This window comes from Actinophytocola sp., from assembly GCF_050699935.1.
Classification (GTDB): Bacteria; Actinomycetota; Actinomycetes; order Mycobacteriales; family Pseudonocardiaceae; genus Actinophytocola.
Map to the genome: position 1 here is coordinate 1 of NZ_JBOHGB010000070.1, position 14,109 is coordinate 14,109.

At 71.7% G+C, this 14,109-nt stretch carries 11 protein-coding genes and 1 pseudogene; 6 read left to right on the forward strand and 6 right to left on the reverse strand.

Annotated elements, in window-relative coordinates; genetic code table 11:
- The 4 genes and pseudogenes from ACRDTB_RS21890 to ACRDTB_RS21905 all read right to left on the reverse strand — a co-directional run.
- Positions 1–1,030, reverse strand: a pseudogene (locus ACRDTB_RS21890) (hypothetical protein); the annotation flags it as partial.
- 111 nt (positions 1,031–1,141) lie between these two features.
- A complete protein-coding gene (locus tag ACRDTB_RS21895) occupies positions 1,142–1,948 on the reverse strand; it encodes an ESX secretion-associated protein EspG (RefSeq protein WP_431433054.1) in 807 nt (268 codons plus the stop codon).
- Entirely contained in the window at positions 1,949–3,982 is a 2,034-nt protein-coding gene (locus tag ACRDTB_RS21900; protein ID WP_431433056.1) for a hypothetical protein, read from the reverse strand. It lies immediately after the preceding gene.
- Between the two features lie 27 nt (positions 3,983–4,009).
- Positions 4,010–5,155 (reverse strand): hypothetical protein, encoded by a 1,146-nt coding sequence (locus ACRDTB_RS21905; protein ID WP_431433057.1) that lies wholly within the window; start codon positions 5,153–5,155, stop codon positions 4,010–4,012.
- Positions 5,156–5,263: 108 nt separating this feature from the next.
- Between ACRDTB_RS21905 and ACRDTB_RS21910 the strand changes: the two genes are divergently transcribed.
- The 5 genes from ACRDTB_RS21910 to ACRDTB_RS21930 all read left to right on the forward strand — a co-directional run bounded on the left by ACRDTB_RS21910 (position 5,264) and on the right by ACRDTB_RS21930 (position 9,224).
- Positions 5,264–5,941: a metallophosphoesterase family protein gene (locus ACRDTB_RS21910; protein WP_431433058.1), complete on the forward strand. Its 678-nt coding sequence runs from the start codon at positions 5,264–5,266 to the stop codon at positions 5,939–5,941.
- A complete protein-coding gene (locus ACRDTB_RS21915) occupies positions 5,931–6,788 on the forward strand; it encodes a chromosome partitioning protein ParB (RefSeq protein WP_431433060.1) in 858 nt (285 codons plus the stop codon). Before ACRDTB_RS21910 ends, ACRDTB_RS21915 begins: the two co-directional genes overlap by 11 nt.
- Before the next feature lie 208 nt (positions 6,789–6,996).
- Entirely contained in the window at positions 6,997–7,383 is a 387-nt protein-coding gene (locus tag ACRDTB_RS21920) for a peptidase inhibitor family I36 protein (RefSeq protein ID WP_431433061.1), read from the forward strand.
- 231 nt (positions 7,384–7,614) lie between these two features.
- A complete protein-coding gene (locus ACRDTB_RS21925; protein WP_431433063.1) occupies positions 7,615–8,322 on the forward strand; it encodes a DUF998 domain-containing protein in 708 nt (235 codons plus the stop codon).
- Positions 8,319–9,224: a DMT family transporter gene (locus tag ACRDTB_RS21930; RefSeq protein ID WP_431433064.1), complete on the forward strand. Its 906-nt coding sequence runs from the start codon at positions 8,319–8,321 to the stop codon at positions 9,222–9,224. Before ACRDTB_RS21925 ends, ACRDTB_RS21930 begins: the two co-directional genes overlap by 4 nt.
- Positions 9,225–9,252: 28 nt before the next feature.
- On the opposite strand, the gene ACRDTB_RS21935 is transcribed toward ACRDTB_RS21930, so the two are convergent.
- Complete coding sequence (locus ACRDTB_RS21935; RefSeq protein ID WP_431433066.1) at positions 9,253–11,082, reverse strand: vWA domain-containing protein; 1,830 nt, start codon at positions 11,080–11,082, stop codon at positions 9,253–9,255.
- Positions 11,083–11,199: 117 nt separating this feature from the next.
- On the opposite strand from ACRDTB_RS21935, the gene ACRDTB_RS21940 reads away from it, so the two are divergent.
- Positions 11,200–12,933, forward strand: coding sequence for a BTAD domain-containing putative transcriptional regulator (locus ACRDTB_RS21940; protein ID WP_431433068.1), 1,734 nt, complete (start codon positions 11,200–11,202; stop codon positions 12,931–12,933).
- Here the strand turns inward: ACRDTB_RS21940 and ACRDTB_RS21945 are convergent.
- On the reverse strand, positions 12,925–14,106 hold the full coding sequence (locus ACRDTB_RS21945; protein ID WP_431433070.1) for an ABC transporter ATP-binding protein: 1,182 nt from the start codon (positions 14,104–14,106) through the stop codon (positions 12,925–12,927). The genes ACRDTB_RS21940 and ACRDTB_RS21945 overlap by 9 nt on opposite strands.
- Positions 14,107–14,109: the final 3 nt, after the last annotated feature.

The window sequence follows — 14,109 nt, forward strand, 5'->3', positions numbered from 1 at the left end:
GGCCCGCGCCACCGCGGCCGGCGCCGAGCACGCCGGGGCCGGTGCCCGGGAGGCGGCCACCGCCGACCAGGCCGGGGACGTTGCCGACGGGATTGGCACCGCCGAGCCCCGTACTGGGCGGCAGGTTGCCGCCGCTCGCGGCGGGTCCGAGGCCGGTGATCGACTGCCAGCGCGCCTCCGGGCTGCCGGCGAACGCCGGGTCGGTGGTGTTGTCGATGCCGCCCACCGGACCGGGCGGCGGCGGACCGGGTCGCGGGCCCGGATCGTTCGTGCCGGGCGGGGGCGCCGAGCCACCGGGTGTGCCGATGCCCGGGTCGGGGTTGCCGACCGGGCCGGTGCCGGGGTTGACGCCGTCGGAGGGCTGGCCGAACTGCGGCGTGGACCCGTCGATGCCGAGCAGCGCGGCCTCGTAGCGCTGCATGGTCTGCACGGCCTTGCGCTTGAGCTTCTTCTTGCTGCTGCCGAAGCCGAACACACTGGCGATGCCGCCTATCGCGGCGCCGAACGCGGCGCCGATCGGGCCGCCGACCGCGAACCCGGCGGCCGCACCGCCTCCGGCCGTCGCGAGCCAGTTGTTCTTCGGCATGCCGGGCATCGTGTCCTGCGCGGAACGCAGCGCGCCGCTGGCGTCCTGGATCGGCGCCGACATCTGCTGTGCGGTGCCGCCGAGCTCGGCGATCCACGCGACGTTCGTGGTGACCTTCCGCAGCGCCCCGTCGGCCGCCGAGCCGGACCAGTACTGCACGAGCCTGGCGATCGAGCGGTTCAGGTCCTCGGAGGCGCGGACGACGGACTGGCCGTGGCGGCTCCACTCACCCGCGAGCGCGTCGAGCTGCGCCGGGTTGGCCCGCTCGCCGACCATCTTGATGAGCGGCTCCAGGTCGTAGCCGTCCCAGTTGACTCCGCCCATGACGTACTGGTCGTTGTCCTCGCGACGCCGCCGGCGATCCTCCGCGGCCTGCTGCGCCACCTGGGCGGCCAGGTTCCTGGCATCCATCGCCTGCTGGATGATCTGCTCGAAAGCGCCCACGGCCCCTGCTCTCCCCAACCATCGATTCCGACGGTCACCGTAGCGGATGGACGGTCCGCACGGGAGAGCAACCCGACCGAATCGTGGGCAACTTTCCGCAGGCAAACGGGGTTAGCCGCGGAGTTCTCCGGCCATCCGGCGCACGGCGTTGGCGAGCTCGTTGGCGTGCATCGGGTTCACGCTCATCCACTCCCCGTCCGCGCCGGCGACGAGCTGGAAGCGGCCCCGCTCGGTGTCCAGCCAGCGCAGCTCGGCGCCGACGCGCCGCCACTCCATGGCGTAGCCGCCGCGGGTCGCGAGCCCGACCTGACCGTTGCCGAGGACGGGCTGCAGGTAGCTGGCCAGCCGGCGCGCGGTCCGGTCGTCGACGCCGTGGCGGGCGAGCAGGTTCGCCCACTCGTCGGGTTCGAGCGGGCCGCGCGTGCGGCGGGAGAGCAGGTCCCGGTGGACGCGGTCGAGTGCGCCGGTGGGGAGGCTGAACGGCGAGGTCATCGCGGCGTCGTGGGACGGGACGAAGCCGAGCAGCTCGTCGACGGCGTCGTCGAGGCGCAGCTCGGCCATGCGGAGCGTGTGGTCGCCGGTGAGCTCCTGGGTGGTGAGCACGGCGATGTCCTGCCGGGCGAGAAGCACCGCGCCGAGCACGTCGTCGCCGATGGAGAGGACCATGTCCAGCGCGAGCGTGCAGTCCTGCAACAGGTAGGCGAACGCCTCGGCGACGCCCAGCGGACCACGCTCGTCGGCGAGGCCGCGGACGGCGAGCTGCTCCCTCGCGATCCGCAGGACGGCGCGGCGCTCGCGGATGGTGGTTCCGGCGTTCGGGATCCGCAACGGAAAGGGCGGCGCGGAGTTGGCGGCCGCGCACAACAGGTCGACCTCCGCGACTCCTACCGGGACCGCGGACCTCGCGCTGATGGTCATCTAGCCGTAGCGGCTTTCGCCGATGCCCACCGTCGGCCGGTCGGAACCGCCTGCGCTGTGCCCGCCGCCGTCGGGATCGGAGCCCGGCCATTGCCCGGACCCGCCGTCCGCACGGCCGCTGTCTCCACCGCTGTCTCCACCGATGTCTCCACGGCCGTCCGCACCGGTGCCGGACCCGCTGCCGTATCCGCCGCTGTCCGAACCGTTCCCGGCCTCGTGCCCGCCAGAGCCCGCCTCGTCGCCGGGGCCTCCCTGGTCCGGCCCCGAGCCACCCGACCCGTAGCCGGCCCCACCGTCCGAACCGCCGTGCCCGGCCCCGGCGTGGCCACCGCTGTCCGAGCCGCTGTCCGATCCACTGCCGAAGCCACTGTCCGAGCCACCGCCAAAGCCACTGTCCGAGCCACCGCCAAAGCCACTGTCCGAGCCACTGTCCGAACCGCCGCCAAAGCCACTGTCCGAGCCACTGTCCGAACCGCCGCCAAAGCCGGACCCACCGTCGGAGCCCGGCCCGCCCGAACCCGAACCGCCATAGCCCGAGCCGCCATCCGGACCCAATCCGCCACCCGAACCGCCTTGGCCGTAACCAGAACCGCTGTCCGAACCCAGGCCACCGTGACCGGAGCCGCCGTCCGAACCCGACCCGCCGTGGTCCGAACCGCCTTGGCCGTAACCGGAACCGCTGTCCGAACCCGGCCCACCGTGACCGGAGCCGCCGTCCGAACCCGGCCCATCCTGACCGGAGCCGCCGTGATCTGAGCCGGACCCCGTGTCCGAGCCGGGGCCGCCATGGTCCGACCCGCCGTGACCGGAGCCGCCGTCCGAACCGGGCCCACCCTGACCCGAACCACCGTCGCCGTAACCCGAACCGCCGTCGCCGTAATCGGATCCGCCGTCCGAGCCCGGGCCGCCGTGACCCTCGCCAGAACCGCCGTGATCGGAACCCGAGCCGCCGGGACCACCGTCGGCACCATGGTCCGAGCCGGGGTCGTCCTGGCCACCGCCCGACCCGTCGCCGTCATCCGGCCCGTCCCCGTGACCCGAACCCTCGCCGTCACCTTCTCCGTGACCTGAGTCCGAGCCGTGATCAGAACCGGAGCCGTGCTCGTCGTCAGCACCATCGCCGTCATCGGCACCATCGCCGTCATCGGAGCCGTGCTCGTCGTCAGTGCCGTGCTCGTCGTCAGTGCCGTGCTCGTCGTCAGCACCATCGCCGCCGTCGGCACCATCGCCGTCATCGGAGCCGTGCTCGTCGTCGGCCCCGTGCTCGTCGTCGGCACCATGGCCGTCGTCGGAGCCGTGCTCGTCGTCTGCACCTTGGTCGTCGTCATCGCCGTAGTTGCCCCAGCCGGGGTCGTCATCGGAACCAGCGTCCTCATTGGACATGATGCCGCTGATGACGTCGGTCAGGATGCCGCCCGTGTCCGGCAGGATCCCGTCGAAGGTCTGCCGCTCGGCCTCGTCCATCTCCTCATACGTCCGCGCCGCGGCCTCCGCGCTGGCCACGAACTTCTGCATCCGCTTCATGGCCTCTTCGAGCATCGCGCGGAGCCCGGCGGTGGAGTTGAGCCGGTCGTCGAACTTCTTCGCCAGCTGCCGGCCCACCGGGCTGGTGCCGATCTGTGGGGTGAGCTCGGCACCCTGCATCCGGTCGACCTTCATCTGCACCGCGTCCAGGAAAGACCGCGCACGGGTGACCGCGTCGCCGAACGCGCGCAGCCGGTCGGTGTCGATCGCCCAGCCGTCGGTCGCCGCGCCCGCGGGCGCGGCCGTCGTGGTGGCCGTCTGCTCGGGCATGTCCGGCGGCGGGGGCGGCACGGCTCCCGGCGTCGCGGCAGCCGGCGTCGCGGCGGCCGGTGTGGCGGTACCGGGCACCGCGGCCCCCGGCACGGCCGGCTGCGTGGCCACGGGCATCGCCGGCGGCGGCGCCGGAGCGGCGTCGGTGAGGTCTCCGCTCAGCATCCCGCGCTGGTCCGCCGCCGTGAGCGTGTCGGCCTCGACCGGTTGCGAGGCCGTGAAGAAGTTCTCTGCTGCCATGGCGCTGAATTCCCTTGTGCGGACTGGTCAGAGACCGATGACCGGAGGTGAGGCCTTCTGGCCCGTGTCGAACGGGTCGTCGGCGTCGTAGGGGACTCGTCTGCGGTGTGGCTGCACGCCCCCGGCCCCCATTCCCATACCGGCACCCATCGGGGCGGCACCCATCGGTCCGGCGACGCCGTGCCCCGCGCCCGCCCCACCTATCACGGCGCCGGTCGGCGCGGTGGGCAGCGCCGCGCCGCGAGGCACGGCACCGTCGCCGCCGACACCGCCGACCCCCGACGGGGCACCGGCGAGCGGGCCGAGGCTCATCGCGCCGGCACCACCACCGATGCCGCCGACACCGGCGAGGCTCCCGTTGATCAACCCCATGTTGCTGCCCTCGATGCCGCCGGCCGCGCGCGCCGCGCCCGTGGCGTCGAGGGGCAGGTTGGTGAGCAACTCCCACCGCATGTCGATGCCGGTGGTCGTGGTGACCTCGCTGGCCCAGGAACTCTCGCCGGGTTGGATGCCCAGATCGTCCTCCTGCGGCACCAGCTCGTCGTTCTGACCGAGGAACCGGGGCGTGGCCCGGTCGATGCCCACCGCGGCGGCCTCGAACCGCTGCATCGTCTCCACCGCGACGCGCTTCGCCTCGGCCTGCTCGGCCTGGGTGGCGAACGCGCTCCGCGAACCGGCGGCCGCGGCACCGACCGCGGCCCCCATGGGGCTGCCGGAGAGCGCCGCGGCCTGCTCGGCGTTGAGCGGCGCGGAGGCCGGCTGCGCGACCGGCGCGACGGTGGGCAGGTGCGGCATGGCCTCCTGGGCGGCCTTGAGCGCGCCGGCGGCCTCGTCGATTGGATCACCCATCTGCCGCGCGGTGGTGCCGAGGTCCGACACCCACTGTGCGTTCAGCGCGACGGCGAAACGAGCCTTCTCCGAGGACGGGCCGGACCAGTAGTTCATGAGGTCGTCGAGCGCGTCCGCCAGGTAGTCGGCGGTGTCCGTGATGCCGTCGCCGGCGATGCGCCAGTCCAGCGCGAGACGCTCCAGCTGCGGCGCGCTTGCCTGCTCCGCGACCATGGCCACGAGTTCTTCGAGAGTGAACCCCGGCCAGTTCACTCCACCGCTGACGTAGTAGTCGTCGCTTGAGGCGGCGGTCGAACCGGTCCCCGCACTCGGCTGGTCCACCATTCGTGTCAGCTCCCTGCAATTTCCCCGACATTCGTGTCCGAGGGTAATGGGTTGCGGGCTGTGACGGCACTAGCCTGACCGGACGCCTACTTCCGTACGCTCGGTGGCGTGCCGAAAGTACTGGCCGTCTCGGACGAAGTCGTCGCACCGCTGTGGACCGAGTGGGTGCACGAGCGGGCAGGGGACGTCGACTTGGTGCTCGGTGCCGGTGACCTGCCGTTCGACTACCTCGAGTACCTGTCGAACGAGCTGGACAAGCCCTGCGTGTACGTGCCCGGCAACCACGACGCGGACCTGTCCGGCCACGAGCGCCGCGGGATGTGGATCCGTGACGGGCTGCCGGTGGAGTGGCCCGGCCCGACCGGCGGCGTGAACGCGGACGGACAGGTCGTCGACGCGGCCGGTCTGCGGATCGCCGGACTCGGCGGGTCGATCCGGTACAACGACGGCCCCAACCAGTGGACCGAACGCCAGCAGACCCGCCGGGCGGCGAAGGTGGCGCGGGTGGCGGCCCGCAGGGAGCGCCGCGACGGGCGCCGGGTGGACGTGCTGCTCACTCACTCGCCGCCCAAGGACTGCGGCGACCGGGACGATCCGCCGCACCGCGGGTTCGCCTGTCTGCACACGGCGGTCGAGCGAATGCGGCCGCAATTGTTACTGCACGGACATATTCATCCGCACGGTCAGCCCGTGCCCGACAGGGACCTAGGGAAAACCCGTGTCGTGAACACCGTCGGCTACCGCATCCTGGAGATACCGGACCAAGGGGGTGGCGATGAGCCGTGACACCGGATTCCCGACCGCGGACGCCGAGAACGACTTCCTGCGGATGCGCCGGCGGCAGGTGTTGTCGAGGCTCGCCCAGTGGCTTCGCCGCTCGCCCGACGACGTGAACATCATGTTGCCGTTCGACGAGGTCGTCACCGCGCTGGGGCGCACCGGAGAGCGGCGACTCGGCCTGCGGGTGATCCCGCTGGACTCGATCGTGGGCACGGTCGACCGGTCCCGGGAGTTCGACCGCCGGTTCCGGCCCACGTCGGGGCAGGTGCGGGAGCGGTGGCAGCGGCTCGCGCTCGCGCAGCGGCGGGGCGAGGCGATTCCGCCGATCGAGGTCTACCGGGTCGGCGAGATGCACTTCGTGGTCGACGGCCACCACCGCGTGTCGGTCGCGCACGCGCTCAACCTGAGCACGATCGACGCGTACGTCACCGAGGTGACCACACGGCTGTCCCCCGAGGGCGTGCGGTACCGCGGCGACCTGCTGATGAAGGACTACCGGCGGATCTTCCTGGACCGCGTGCCACTGACCGGCGAGGCGCGCCGGGCGATGTCGCTGGTCGACCCGTGGGAGTACGCGGAGCTGGCGGAGGCCGTCGAGGCGTGGGGCTACCGGCTGATGCAGGACGAGGGCCGGTTCCTGAACCGCGCGGAGGTCGCCCAGCGCTGGTACGAGGACGAGTTCCTGCCCGTGGTCCGCATGCTGCGGCAGGCGGGTCTGATCGAGACGCAGACCGAGGCGAAGGCCTACATGTGGGTCGCCTGCGAGCGCTACAAGCTGATGCGCACGCACCGGTGGGACGACGACGTGATCGAAACGGTCCGCGACAGCCGTAGCAGCGGGACCAAACCGTGATCTTCTCTACCCACTGATCGTTCTCCGCGACGGACAAAGGTCGCCGATTGTACCGGGCAGGGCCGACGACAATGCCGTTCGAACGGTCGCCTGTGGACAACTGCTCGCCTGTGGACAACTGTTTTTGCCATTCGCTCTTTCCGGGCCACTCTTGATCTCGTCGCGGTCATCTCCGCCGCGACGAACCGCAGGGGAAAGGAAACGAGCGATGAGGAACACCATCGGGCGGGCGATCATCGTCGTGGCGACGGCCGGTGCGGCGGTCGCGACCGCGGCGGCGAGCGGCGCCGGGATCGCGGGCGCCACGACCGCCGGGACCATGTGCGAGCGCGGCGAGTTCTGCGTCTGGCCCGCCGAGGACTACGGGGGACCGATCATCCGCGTCGCGCTCGAGAACGCGAATCCCGGCGAGTGCGTACCGCTGCCCGAGGACGCCGACGGGCGCTCGTTCGCCAACCGCTCCGGGCGGCCCGTCACGGTCTACCAGGGACGCGACTGCAGCACCGAGGGTGAGTTCAGCACGTATCCGGGCGGCGGCACGTACGTCCCGGAGGCGCCTTACGTGGTTCGCGGGGTGCAGATCTGGGAGCGCTGACCACACCTGCCCGGCCGGGGCCACGGCACGCCTCGGCAGGGAGCCGGACCAAATCAGCCGATCGGGTACATGATCACATGAGCTGAGGGGTTTCTCAGTTCACATACGGGAATCTGTAGGGGGCGTCATGCGTTGATCACAAGAGGAGTCTGATGGCTGTGGGGGAGTGTGATGGATGGTTCCTCCAGATCACCGGGGAGAGCTGGGCGACTGACCAGGCGAGGGCCGTGGGTGGGCGGGTTCCTCCTCCTGTCCGCGTGCCTGTCGCTGCTGTCGCTCGTCGCGCTGGTCCGGTCGCTGGTCACGATGACCTACCTCAACATTCACTTCGCCCACGAGGTCGACCCGTTCTCCCGGGCGGTCAGCTACTACGTCTTCTACGGCGACGGCCGTGAGGAGTTCGCCACCTCGGTGACGGTGCTGGCCCTCGGCACGGTGCTGATGCTCGTCGGCATGTGGGTGGCGGGCATCCGGTTCGGCGGCGCGGCGACGGCCTTCTTCGGCATCTGGTGCACCAGCCTCACGCTGTGCGCGATCTTCCCGACGGACAACGGCAAGTCGATCGTGAGCACGTCCGGACTGATCCACCAGATCGCCGGCGCGTCACTGTTCGTCAGCCTGCCGCTCGCGGGAGTGAGCCTCGCCCGGCGGCTCGCGACCGACGACCGCTGGGCGCGCACGGCCCGGGTGGTGCGGCGGATGGCGATGGTCGCGATGGGGCTGGCCGCCGCCTACCTGGCGACTCGCCTTCCAGACATCTTCCCCACCCTCGCGATTCCTGGTGTGCTGGACGGACGAGGCATCTCCGGGCTCGTACAGCGCGCGCTCTTCGGGCTTGAGATGCTGATGCTGATGGCGCTCGCGATGCGGCTGCTCCGTGTCGCGGTCAGTACCGCCCGCGAACGCCGGGAGCCAGCGAGAGTCGAGGCCACCGGATGATTCCGCTCGCCATAGCGTTCGCCGTGCTCGGCGCGCTGTGCAGCGCGATCGGCGCCCAGCTGCAGCATCAGGGGGTTCGCAGCGAGACCCGGGACGCGGGGCTCGGCCTGCGTGCGATCGCCAGGCTGGTGCACAACCGCAAGTGGCTGCTCGGCGTCGCCGTGCTGACCGCGTGCGCGGTGCTGCAGATCCTTGCGCTCGCACTCGCACCGGTCACGATCGTCGCCCCGATAGTCGTGCTCGCGCTGCCCGCGGTGGCGGTGCTCAACGCGCGCACGTCCGGCGAGCGCCTCGACACACCCGCCACTGTGGCGGTCGTCGCGAGCACGCTCGGTGTCGCGCTGTTCGTCGCGCTGGCGTCCGGGCACGCGAGCCCGGTCGTGTTCCCCGACTCGGCCATCCTGCTGGCGTGCCAGATCATCGCGGGCGCGGTCGTGCTGTTCGGCGCGGTCGGCTGGCTGCGTCACGGCATCCTGCGCTGCGTGATGCTCGCGACGGGCGCTGGGGCGGCGTACGGGCTGGTGTCGGTGCTGGTCCGGGACGTCACGTACACGTTCCAGACCAACGGCTTCGCCGGTGTGTCCCCGCTGTCCGCGACGGCGCTGGTGGCGTCGTTCGCGATCGGCTCCTGGTTCATCCAGCTCGCCTACGCGAGCGGCCCGCCCGACATCGTGGTCGGCTGCCAGACGGTGCTGAGCCCACTGGTCGCCACCGCGATCGCGATCGGGCTGCTGGACGAGACCGCGAACGCCGGCGGCGTCATCGGGATGGGCCTGGTGGCCGGCGCGCTGGTCGCGATCTTCGGGGTCGTGGTCCTGGCGCGCCACCACCCGGAGGCGACCTCGCGAGCCGCTCCGCACTCGGCCGAGCGCCGGCTGTTCCGCACGACGTCCCGCCACTGAGCGGCGCCCGCCCCGCGCCACGGGCCGGCTACCTCCGCGCCGTGCTCCGCCGCCGCAGCACGACCAGGACGACCACCGCGAACACCAGCACCGCGCCGATCGCACCGGCGAGCCACCACGGAAATCCCGCGGCCGACAGCACGACCGGGGCGGTGGCAGTGGGCGGCGTCCACGTCGACCGCGCCGTCGGCGTCGGCGGTGCGCTCGATGGCACGTTCACCTCGGCGAACCGCGGCCCGGCGGCGACGTCGCCGCTCACCGTCAGCGCGATCTCGAAGCTCGGCTGCGTGTCCGGCACCGTGTTGTCCTCTGTCCACACCGGACTCAACTTCACCACGACGTAGTACCAGCCGGCGGCGGACGCGGGCGCGTACTCACCGGACCGGTTCGCGTAGGAAACCTCAGGCGTGCCAACGGGTCCCAGTGTCACGGCCGAACCGGAGTAGTCCGCGGACTTCCACCAGTGGTCGCGCAGGCTCGCCCGGGTCGGACCGCGCAGCTCGGTCACCGCGGTCGCACGCCCCTCGGCCGCACCGTCGAGGAACGTGACCCGGTAGGACAGCGCCTGCTCCCACTCGAGCCACACCTTGTAGACGCTGTACTCGCTGTACCGCACCCGGTCCAGGTACCGGCCCGTGCCGGGCAGCGCCGCCGCGTCGTTGAAGGATCCGCCACCCCACACGATGTCCTGACCGGTGGACGGCTCGGTGAACTCGGCCTCCTCCGCCGAGGGCGAACCGGGATCGTCCAGCACCCGCGGCTCGACGCCGACGAGAATCTCGATCTCATCGCTCCCGGTGTCGTCGGAGTTGTCCCAGACGACCTCCAGGTAGTGCGGCCCACCCGGATCGCAGGTCGAGTCGGCGTCCGCGGTCCACGACACGGAGGCGGTCTCCGGGCCGTCGTAGGTGAACTCCCGGAATCCCCGGCTCTTCGCGCACGTCCGCTTCGCCGCGTCGATGAGTCGCAGGTCGACGCCGGAGTCCACGCGCTTGGCGCCGAGCTCGATGGTGTGCACGACGCTGAAGTGCCCGGTCGCCCCGTCGGGCACGTGTACCTGGTAGTAGTGCCGCTCGCGCCGCTCGACGTAGTCGGTGTACTGCCCGGGAACCAGGTACTCCGCCTCCTCGGGAGTCGGCGCGCCGCTCACGCTCTGCCCGGTGACCGCGTAGTTGCGCAGCGCCCGGTCGGCGATCTCCGGCAGCAGGTCCTCGAGCGTCTCCGCGTCCGGCGCGTCGTGGTACTCCCCGCCCGTCTCCGACGCGATGCACTCGAGCTGCTCACGTGCCGCCGGGTCGACCTGGAACCCCACCGCGTGCACCGAGAGCTCCACGCCCGCCCCGTCGAGCGCCTTCGCCACGTCGCACGGCGCGGGCGGCGCGCACGTGTCGATCCCGTCCGACACGAGCACGATCGCGCGGGGGCCGGTCTCCGGCAGCGCGGCCGCGGCATGCCGCAGCGAGCGCCCGATCGGCGTGTACCCGCGCGGCTCGATGCCGGCGACCCGCGCGCGCATCGCCTTCTTGTTCACTCGGCCGACCGGCTGCAGGGTCCGCACATCCCTGCAGCCGGCGGCCTTCTCCCCCTCGGAGCTCCCCGTCGACGTGCCGTACACCTCGAGCCCCACGTGGACGTTCACCGCAAGCCCGTCGATCAGCGTGTTCATCGCGGTCTTCGCGGCGTCCATTCGGGTACGACCGCCCGGCAGCCGTGCGGTCATCGAGCCGGACGCGTCCAGCACGAACGTCATCGAGCCCTGCGCGGACTCGTCCGGCGGCGGCGCGGCGGCCGCCGGCCCAGGCGCGAGCCCGGCCAGCACCAATGTCAGCAGACCGATGACCAGTCCCGTTCTCCCCATGTCCATGCCCTCCGTGATGTCCCTGCTCACAGGCTCGCGGACGACGTCATCGGCGCCGTAGCACCGCGGTAGCGGCTTGGTAGCGTGCGATCCGGACACTCGAGAAGGAGCCGCGGTTTGGACTTCCGGATCCTCGGTTCGGTCGAGGTGTGGCACGACGGCGCACTCGTCCCGGTGACCGCGCCGATGCAGCGGGCGGTGCTCGCCACGCTCCTCGTCCGCGCGGGTGAGACGGTGGCCGTCGAATCGATCGTCGACCAGCTGTGGGGACCCGAGCCGCCGCACACCGCGCAGGTCACCATCCGCAACTACGTCCAGCGGCTGCGACGTGTACTCCCCCGGCCGGTGCTGGAGACCGTGCCGCCCGGCTACCGGCTGGTCGTCGAGCCGGAGTCCGTCGACGCCACCCGCTTCGCCGGCCTGGTCGAGCAGGCTCGCGCGGTCGCCTCGCCCGACCCGGTCCGGGCCGCGCGGCTGTTCGACGCCGCGCTCGCGCTGTGGCGCGGCACCCCGCTGGCCGACCTCGGCGACGTGCCGATGCGCCTGGTGCACGCACCCCGCCTGGAGGAGATGTACCTCGGCGCGCTGGAGGAGAGCTTCGAGGTCAAGCTGCGGCTGGGCTGGCACGCGCGGCTCGTGCCCGAGCTCACCGAGCTGACCGGTACCTACCCGCTGCGCGAGCGGCTGTGCCGGCAGCTGATGATCGCGCTGTACCGCAGCCGCCGGTCGGCCGAGGCGCTCGGCCACTACCATCGCATCCGGGAGCGGCTCGTCGAGGAGCTCGGCGTCGAGCCGGGCGTGGAGCTGCGCCGGCTCCAGGAGCGGATCCTGCGTGAGGACCTGACGCTGTCCGTGCCGTTCGTCCGAGTCGGGCCCGATCCGGCGCCGGCCGCGGACCACCCGCCGGCCGAGCTGCCGCCGCCGATCGCCACGTTCGTCGGCCGCGCCGCCGAGCTCGACGAGCTGCGCGAGCGGTTCGCCTCAACCGGCCCCGTGGCGTGCTTCGTGCACGGCCCGGCGGGTGCCGGCAAGTCCACCCTGGCCGTCCGGTTCGCGCACGAGTGCGGCGACCGGTTCGCCGACGGCACGCTCTACGTCGACCTCGCCGGCAACCGGCCCGGCACGGCATCCGCGAGCCCGTCGGCGGTGCTGACCGCGCTGCTGGACGAGCTGGGCGTGCCGCGAGCCGGCACCGATCCCGCCCGCGCCTACCGGTCCCGGCTGCACGGCCGGCGGATGCTCGTCGTGCTGGACAACGCGACGAACCCGTCCCAGGTGTTGCCGGCGATCCCGGACGAGCCGGGCTGTGCGGCGCTCGTGACCAGCCGCCGGCCGATCGCCGGCCCGGACGGCGCGGTTCACACGCACGTGGGCAACCTGACCAAGGACGAGGCAGTCACGCTGCTGGCCAGGATCGCGGGCCAGCGCAAGGTCGACGCCGAACCGGACGCGGCGGCCGAGCTCGCGCGGCTGTGCGCGTACAACCCGCTGGCCCTGCGCATCGTCGCCACCCGCGCGACGACCCGGCCACACTGGCCGCTCGCGTCGTGGGTGGAACTGCTCGACGCCGCGGACAGCCGGCTCGCCGAGCTCGCCGACGTGCGGGCGAGCCTGCTCGTCAACGTGCGGCAGCTCGCGGACAGCGGGAACGAGACCGAACGGGCGGCCGCCGATCTCCTGGCGCGCCTACCCCGCGACGGCCGGGAGATCACGCAGGCCGCAGCGGCGCAGCTGACCGGGTGGCCGCGACCGCTCGTCGCACGAGCCCTCGAGGAGCTCGTCGACGCGCAGTTGCTGTACAGCCCCACACCGGGCAGCTACGCCTACTACGGCCTGGCGGACCTACTCTGAGTACGTCAGGTTCCGGCCCGACGAGGGGTCGAACAGCTGGACCTTGTCGGTGTCGAACCAGACGTCGACCTTCTCGCCCTCCTTCGCCGACGAGGTCGCGGACAGTCGGGTCACCAGCTGCGCGCCGCTGGCCGGTACGTCCGCGGACCCCGCGTCCGCGGCGAGCTCCTCGAGCTCGGCGGAGGACGCGATCTCACCCTCGATCGTGAAGTAGACGTACTTGTCCGAGCCCATCGACTCCAGCACGTCCACGGTCGCGGTGAACGTGGAGCCGTCCGTCTTCGCCGCCGCGTCGAGCAGCCGCGCGTCCTCGAAGTGCTCCGGCCGGACGCCGGCGATCACGTCGCGAGGCGCCTTGGCTGCCTCTGCCAGCCGCCGAACCCGGTCGGACAGCGCCACCGAACCCAGACCGGTCGAGAGCTGACCGTTCTCCAGCGTGCCCGGCAGGAAGTTCATCGCCGGCGAGCCGATGAAGCCGGCGACGAACAGGTTGGCCGGGTTGTCGTAGAGAAACTGCGGCGAACCGATCTGCTGGACCAGCCCGCTGCGCAGCACCACGACGCGGTCGCCCAGGGTCATGGCCTCGGTCTGGTCGTGCGTGACGTACACGGTGGTGGTGGCCAGCTGCTTCTGCAGCTTCGACACCGAGGTACGCATCTGCACGCGTAGCTTGGCGTCCAAGTTGGACAGTGGTTCGTCCATCAGGAACGCCTTGGGGCTACGGACGATCGCGCGGCCCATCGCGACCCGCTGGCGCTGGCCACCGGACAGGTTCGCCGGCTTGCGCTCCAGGTGCTGGGTGAGGTCGAGGATGTTCGCGGCCTCGTCCACCTTCGCCCGCACCGTCGCGTCGTCGACCTTCGCCAGCCGCAACGGAAACGCCATGTTCTCGCGCACGCTCATGTGCGGGTACAGCGCGTAGGACTGGAACACCATCGCGATGTCCCGGTCCTTCGGCGCCTTCTCGTTGACCCGCTGCCCGTCGATGCGCAGCTCTCCGGAGGAGATGTCCTCCAGCCCGGCGATCATGTTGAGCATCGTGGACTTCCCGCACCCGGACGGTCCGACCAGGATGATGAACTCACCATCCGCGATCTTGATGTCCGCATCGGACACCGCAAGGGCACCGTCGGGGTACCGCTTGGTCACCTTGTCAAGGACGATCTCTGCCATTTA

Bases quoted from the DNA above. Each gene is read 5' to 3' on its own strand.
- ACRDTB_RS21895 (WP_431433054.1), bottom strand. From the start codon at position 1,948: ATGACCATCAGCGCGAGGTCCGCGGTCCCGGTAGGAGTCGCGGAGGTC.
- ACRDTB_RS21900 (WP_431433056.1), bottom strand. From the start codon at position 3,982: ATGGCAGCAGAGAACTTCTTCACGGCCTCGCAACCGGTCGAGGCCGAC.
- ACRDTB_RS21905 (WP_431433057.1), bottom strand. From the start codon at position 5,155: ATGGTGGACCAGCCGAGTGCGGGGACCGGTTCGACCGCCGCCTCAAGC.
- ACRDTB_RS21915 (WP_431433060.1), top strand. From the start codon at position 5,931: ATGAGCCGTGACACCGGATTCCCGACCGCGGACGCCGAGAACGACTTC.
- ACRDTB_RS21920 (WP_431433061.1), top strand. From the start codon at position 6,997: ATGAGGAACACCATCGGGCGGGCGATCATCGTCGTGGCGACGGCCGGT.
- ACRDTB_RS21930 (WP_431433064.1), top strand. From the start codon at position 8,319: ATGATTCCGCTCGCCATAGCGTTCGCCGTGCTCGGCGCGCTGTGCAGC.
- ACRDTB_RS21935 (WP_431433066.1), bottom strand. From the start codon at position 11,082: ATGGGGAGAACGGGACTGGTCATCGGTCTGCTGACATTGGTGCTGGCC.
- ACRDTB_RS21945 (WP_431433070.1), bottom strand. From the start codon at position 14,106: ATGGCAGAGATCGTCCTTGACAAGGTGACCAAGCGGTACCCCGACGGT.